Raw genomic sequence first — 5,618 nt, 5'->3', positions numbered from 1 at the left:
GCCAATGGATTCGAGAAAATTTGCCCAACTTTTATACTTATGGACGATAGACCGGTGTTCCCGAAAAAAATAGTGCTTGATAGTGGTATCCGATATATCGGCGCCGGCCTCGTATGCCTCGCGGATAAATTCTGAGAATGCTTCTTCATCATGATACGCCCGCTCGTATACATCAAGACTTACACCAGTCGCTATGAGTGCTCTATCCCACGATCCATGAGTGCGCCAAGCTGCAACATAAGCACCTTTGTCCTCGCGAATCATGTCTTTCGGGGCCACTGATAGTCCTTTTTCAACTCTATCCTTGATTACCGCTTCCACTCGCTCTCGGTACCAATAACCGAGTGGCTTTCGTTTAACTTTGATAGTCCTCATGCACCTATAGCCTCTTTCGCCCGTTCAACGCTCAAGTCGCCGTTCGCCACCTTGTATCCGATGGTATCAACGTAGCCGCCGATCTCTTCATCGCTCTGAGCGGCCTGCTCCGGCGTTATCCCTGCATCGGCCAACCTACGTGCATCAACAGCCTCGAAACACCGCGCCTCTAACCATGCGTCAGCTTCCTCTGGTGTAAACCCAGCGCGTTCCCACGACTTAACACCGTACTCCACATCGCCGCCGTGCGCAAAGTCTCCGTGTTTTTCCACAACATCTTGCATCGTTATTGTCATAACCGACACTCCCTCATTTTTAAACGACTGCTCAATCCGATATAAAATCTCAGCGTTGATGCTACGATTATTCCGGGCTGCGCTGGCTGCCAGTTTGGCATGCAACGCCTCAGGATATCGCGTGTTTATCTGCTTCGTTGGCCCCGTTACCTGTGATTGACGAGTTCCCATACCGCTCAACTCCTTATAACTATATTAGCACCAAAATGATGCTATGTAAATCATGAAATCAAGCGATTTCCTGCTCTACCAAGTTGCGGATTCCTGCTTTGTTCCGAACGAGTGGGGAAACGTTGATTTCGCCATCTTCTCCAATGACCAAGTATCCCATGCGTTGCCATCCGAGGCTCAGCTTACGACTCACATGCACGGTGTACTCACCGTAGCATTCTTCTGCTTCTGCCCATGCTTGGCGAATCTCCGACCATCATCTTAGCTAACTCATGTGCCCGCTTCATGATTTCCTTCATCATCTTAACCGCCTCCTGTGCTCCTCTTGATGTCTTTATTAGAGCATCATTATGATGCTATGTATACACTTGGGTTAAATTTTTTTATAACAAAAGAGCAGTCAGCATAAGCCGACTGCCCACTTATCAAACTGATGTAGTGCATCTCTGCGGCTTGTGCGGTACTCCTGTGGAGTCAGAGGCACACCATTCCTGGCCGCTCTCTCCTGCGTTTCCTTCTCCGACTTTCCTAACACGTACTTATACCACAGGATAGTCCACCACTCTGGATAGTATCGCTGCAAGTCGTTTAGCGTTTCCCCGATGATTCGTTTCCGTTTAAGCAATATTGGCAGGCGTTCACGCGCGGCCTGGATATATGCTTCCCGCTTGATTGCCAACCTCTCAGTATCCGTAAGTTCCAGGTACTCTTCCGGGTCCCCATACCGCTCCCGTAGCAACTTTAGCGCCATCTGAATGCGTTCCTCGTGCTCACTCGCCACAGCCTTGATATCCGACAGCCTACGCACCACACGATATGTAGCCGCGTACCGAAATTCGTCCGGCGATACATAGGTTTGGATAGTATCGACTACTTTCTTAGCCTCTGTTGGCAACACGTCCTGTTTTAGGATTCTGCGGACAATCGGGTCATCATCGCGCGGCGCCGTCGCGGTAACAGACGGCTCAATCGGCAAATTATCCCCTCGCGCATGGGCCTCCGTCACCCTGATCTCACGGTCGATGGTGTAGTACTCGCGCAGGCGGGCGATAATCCACTTTTCGCGCTCGGTAAACTGCTCGGCCTCGATAGGCAGAGTTTGTTGGTCATCTGTGATTTTCATCTGATCACCCCATGTTAAGTATCCTCAGTGTCCGTGGCGCTCCATCTATCCAATCGATATACCCCTTCTTTTTCAGCGCCTGCAAATGTCCATGTACAGTCGACGTGGATGAATATCCGACGGCACGACCGAGTTCTCTCGTGGTCGGAGGATATCCATTGCTCGCTATATATTTCTTGATGCAGATCAACACAGCATTTTGGGCTGCTGTCAACTCCATACTCATCCCACCCGTTTCCACAGCTTGTCCACGACAGCCAGATAGTCTAGAGGCACTCCGCGCCCTGTTCTCACCCGCATCCCAAACTCTCGGATAGCCTCGATAGGGATCGACTTGCGCTCGCCTGCTTTAGCGTTGTGCCAACACTTTACGACATAGTTTGCAGGCACGAGATATGTCTCATCGAGCTTCGGAAACTCCACTATCAAAAACGTGATGGCTCCTTGTTGCTCGGCTTGCTCTAAGTACTCGATCTGGTGTGCAGCGATGTTAGAGAGCGAGAACCGTGTGTTCTCCCGGCACATCTTGGCCTCAAAGACGATGGCGCGTCCATTATAGATGCCCTGATAGTCTACTGAAGACTTGTGCTCCCAAACGGCCAGGAAAACGCCTCTGCGGTAGTCTCCGACCTTTTTGATAGGCGTCGGTATCTTATCGACGAGCGCCCAATTGTGCAGACGATATTGCATGTTTGTCATGTTCAACATCGTCTCAAGTGATCGACCACGGTTTGCGTGCGATTGGACGGACACTGACAGGCGATTTTGCTCCGCTTTCCGGCGTATACGGAGTGATTTCACACTCACCACTTCCTTTCCGTAAAACTCTGTTTCCTCTCTAACATCATGGTTCTCCGCTCGTTCCAACTGCCCATGATGTACCCACAGATCCCACTGGCCGCCATGAGCACGCATCCTACTATGGTCAAGATGGTATATCCGTTCATTCTGTTACCTCCTGCTTCAGCGCCTTTGCTAAGCAACAATCGGCTTTATGACCATCTTCCTCAGCATTTCCGCAGACCTTGCAATATCCACCGCAATAATGGTCATTACTCCACTGGCATATCGTGAGTAAATCCGTCAACTCCGACACTTGGCGTTGCAGAACGCGGATGGTGGTAATAAGGTCCATCACCGTTTCATCGGCATTCCCTCCGAAAAGACAACCTCGGGAAGCGATGATTTCGTCACGAAGTTCATATACTTCTTCCACGCTCAACACGCGCCCATTGTTCATGCTTTGTCACCTCGATTTTGTTCAAGCACGGCTGACAGATTGCCCATAGCGCGAATATCAGCTTGATAGACGTCATGTGCTCCGAACGGAACAGTTTCAATAGCGTTCCATGCGGCTTCCTCAATCTTCCGCAACCGCTCGATCTCGGCGTCTTTCTCTGCGTCACGTTTAGCTTCATTCCATGTCATTACCCATAAATCACGTAAATCTTCATCGTCATACGGGCACGCTTCCACGGCTTTACCGTCAAGATAATCGGCAATACCTTGTCGTTGCGCTTCCATGCATTTGTCGTACCATGCTATCATTCGATTGGTTACGTCGAGTTGCGAGAGAAGGAAGTGCGCGTCACTTTCATGCAAAACTCGATTGTGATGTAAATGCTCACGTATCTCATCCAACCGCTCTACATCCGTCACTCCGAATCACCATCTTTCTTCTAGTAAACTAGTTCACTATCAATTAACAATGGGTGTGTAGTAGGACGTTCTTCAAATGCTTTTCGCGGATTAAAGTTTGGATCGGACTCAATTTCATTCTCACAAGCAGCTAAAAATTTAGCCCAAGCATACTCAAGGCTAACCTCTACACATACGTCATCAGGATCAAGATCGCTAATCACATTTTTGTACGTCTCACGCGCTTCTTCTTCCGTCTCAGCCTTCAACAATCCATAATAAGGATCTTGAATTTCCCAATACTTCATTCCGACCGCTCTCCTTCTGTACCGTTTTGTTCAGAATGTGGTCGTAATACATCCCACACCAATCCGCAATCACAGTGAATTCGGTCGTGCGTGTCGTCGCTACCGAAGTAACCATCTAAGAATTCCCCGCAAGAACATGTCAGCGAAAACGAAATTTCATCCACGTTCCCCACCATCCTCTGCGTTTGCTTCGCTACCCGCGCCTATGTCTGCGAGTGCTTGGCGTTGTTTCTCACAGTATTGACACGGTTTATATAGCGCTTGATTTGTCTGCAAATTTAGTCCAATGCTGACTCTCCCAACACCGTGACACATGACGCAATTTTTCACCGCGTATTCCAACGCCTCGCGCATTCGCCGATTCTCCGCTAATACATCACGCAATATATCAACGGGATCAGCCACCAACTTATCAAGGAAAACCACGTTATCTTCGCTGATTTCTACTTCTCGTGTGAGTGTCATCAGGATTCACCATCCTCTGACCACATCCACTTATAGTGGCGATTCGCTTCACGGATGACGGCATCCGGACTTGTCATCGGTTTAGAAATGACGCCGCCAGTCACGCGCTCATACACCCTTGACACGTTGCTCATGAGCACTCGATAGTCGTGCAGTTCGCGTTTTAACTGATCAATATTCAGTGTGCCGCCCGACATCAAAATCGGCTTCCAAAATTCTTCGAAGGTCTGTTCATAGTCCGCCAACTCTTGATCCGTTACGCTCATCTCAATTCATCCTCCCCGACAACCTCATATTGTCTTCCAGGCCGAACATTTGCAGTTGCGGATTAAACCATTCCGCTCCCGACTTAAATGCCAAGTGGGCCACATTAAGTGTTCCGTCATCGTACGAAACCTCCGGTACGTTCAACTCATCTTCGGTAAATCCAGCATCCACAAGGATTTTCCGATGCTCCGGAGTATCATCGACGAGCACATATTCGCATTCTCCACCACTGCAAGACCAATCTGAAAATGATAAGTTGTTGATGGCTTCAATCTTTGCATTCATCACACATCTACTCCAATCCGATTCAGATACTCGCGGCCCGAATGCGCCACTCTGTCACCGCCAACAGCCCGGTAGAATGTCATTTCACGCTCAGGATGTTCGTCTGCCGATTTATTCATAGCGTCGGCCCTGAATACCATGCCTTTGATAACCTCGATAGCCTCACTAAGCTGTGCCCTGGCTTCCTGTAGGTCTACGGCCATGGCATCCACTTCTTCGGTTGATATGACATTGGGCTTGGCCAACCGTATGGCCTCGCGAATTACTTGCAACCGTTCATCTGTTACTCTCATCCCTATCTCCTCGCTTTCCGCACTCTTGACGTTCCCTTTGCTCAGCGGCAGCCTTTACTACCTCTTGAGCTTCTTTTGCGCTGTATCCGTGAGCCATACATAGCATCACTCCCGTAAGCCATTCGAGAGGTGCAACATTGTCGGGTATCTCGGCCTTTATCGGTTCAAGCATCCATGTCACCCTCTCAAACTTCGCATTCTCTTGCGATTCCTTTGCACATATTCGTAAAGCGGTGCACACGAGGGACAAAAGTCATGTCCTGCAAAACTGGTTGCACACTCTTTGCATATCGGGTTATCGCAGGTTAAAGTCATTGGCCCGAAGTGTTTTGGATGCGACGTCGAGATGTAATCCACAACAAAGTCACACAACTGAGTTGCCTCGTTCCTCTTACAA

12 protein-coding genes are annotated in these 5,618 nt (G+C 49.2%); all 12 read right to left on the bottom strand.

Annotated elements, in window-relative coordinates; genetic code table 11:
* Positions 1-375: hypothetical protein (locus tag J3482_RS19375; RefSeq protein ID WP_206922985.1), on the bottom strand; the 375-nt coding region annotated here is incomplete at its 3' end.
* The gene (locus J3482_RS19370) at positions 372-842 is read right to left on the bottom strand and encodes an Arc family DNA-binding protein (RefSeq protein ID WP_206922984.1); all 471 of its coding nucleotides are present in this window, start codon (positions 840-842) and stop codon (positions 372-374) included. The genes J3482_RS19375 and J3482_RS19370, both read right to left, overlap by 4 nt.
* 400 nt (positions 843-1,242) lie before the next feature.
* Positions 1,243-1,965 carry a protein-tyrosine phosphatase family protein gene (locus J3482_RS19365; RefSeq protein WP_206922983.1) on the bottom strand — a complete coding sequence of 241 codons (723 nt, stop codon included), beginning with the start codon at positions 1,963-1,965 and terminating at the stop codon, positions 1,243-1,245.
* Positions 1,966-1,969: 4 nt separating this feature from the next.
* Entirely contained in the window at positions 1,970-2,185 is a 216-nt protein-coding gene (locus J3482_RS21935; protein WP_206922982.1) for a LexA family protein, read from the bottom strand.
* 2 nt (positions 2,186-2,187) lie between these two features.
* Entirely contained in the window at positions 2,188-2,766 is a 579-nt protein-coding gene (locus J3482_RS19355) for a Holliday junction resolvase RecU (RefSeq protein ID WP_328702764.1), read from the bottom strand.
* A 142-nt stretch (positions 2,767-2,908) separates the two neighbouring features.
* Positions 2,909-3,205: a hypothetical protein gene (locus tag J3482_RS19350; protein ID WP_206922980.1), complete on the bottom strand. Its 297-nt coding sequence runs from the start codon at positions 3,203-3,205 to the stop codon at positions 2,909-2,911.
* Positions 3,202-3,624, bottom strand: coding sequence for an Rmf/CrpP family protein (locus J3482_RS19345; protein WP_206922979.1), 423 nt, complete (start codon positions 3,622-3,624; stop codon positions 3,202-3,204). The genes J3482_RS19350 and J3482_RS19345 overlap by 4 nt, the downstream gene beginning before the upstream one ends.
* Before the next feature lie 20 nt (positions 3,625-3,644).
* Positions 3,645-3,911: a YosH family protein gene (locus J3482_RS19340; protein WP_206922978.1), complete on the bottom strand. Its 267-nt coding sequence runs from the start codon at positions 3,909-3,911 to the stop codon at positions 3,645-3,647.
* 156 nt (positions 3,912-4,067) lie between these two features.
* Positions 4,068-4,376 carry a hypothetical protein gene (locus J3482_RS19335; RefSeq protein ID WP_206922977.1) on the bottom strand — a complete coding sequence of 103 codons (309 nt, stop codon included), beginning with the start codon at positions 4,374-4,376 and terminating at the stop codon, positions 4,068-4,070.
* Positions 4,376-4,642, bottom strand: coding sequence for a hypothetical protein (locus J3482_RS19330; RefSeq protein WP_206922976.1), 267 nt, complete (start codon positions 4,640-4,642; stop codon positions 4,376-4,378). The genes J3482_RS19335 and J3482_RS19330 overlap by 1 nt, the downstream gene beginning before the upstream one ends.
* A 1-nt stretch (position 4,643) precedes the next feature.
* Positions 4,644-4,928 carry a hypothetical protein gene (locus tag J3482_RS19325; protein ID WP_206922975.1) on the bottom strand — a complete coding sequence of 95 codons (285 nt, stop codon included), beginning with the start codon at positions 4,926-4,928 and terminating at the stop codon, positions 4,644-4,646.
* Positions 4,928-5,221 carry a hypothetical protein gene (locus J3482_RS19320; RefSeq protein WP_206922974.1) on the bottom strand — a complete coding sequence of 98 codons (294 nt, stop codon included), beginning with the start codon at positions 5,219-5,221 and terminating at the stop codon, positions 4,928-4,930. The genes J3482_RS19325 and J3482_RS19320 overlap by 1 nt, the downstream gene beginning before the upstream one ends.
* Positions 5,222-5,618: the final 397 nt, after the last annotated feature.

Origin of the sequence: Alicyclobacillus suci (genome assembly GCF_017329615.1) — a bacterium.
Classification (GTDB): Bacteria; Bacillota; Bacilli; order Alicyclobacillales; family Alicyclobacillaceae; genus Alicyclobacillus; species Alicyclobacillus suci.
This window is presented reverse-complemented; position numbering and strand designations above follow the sequence as displayed.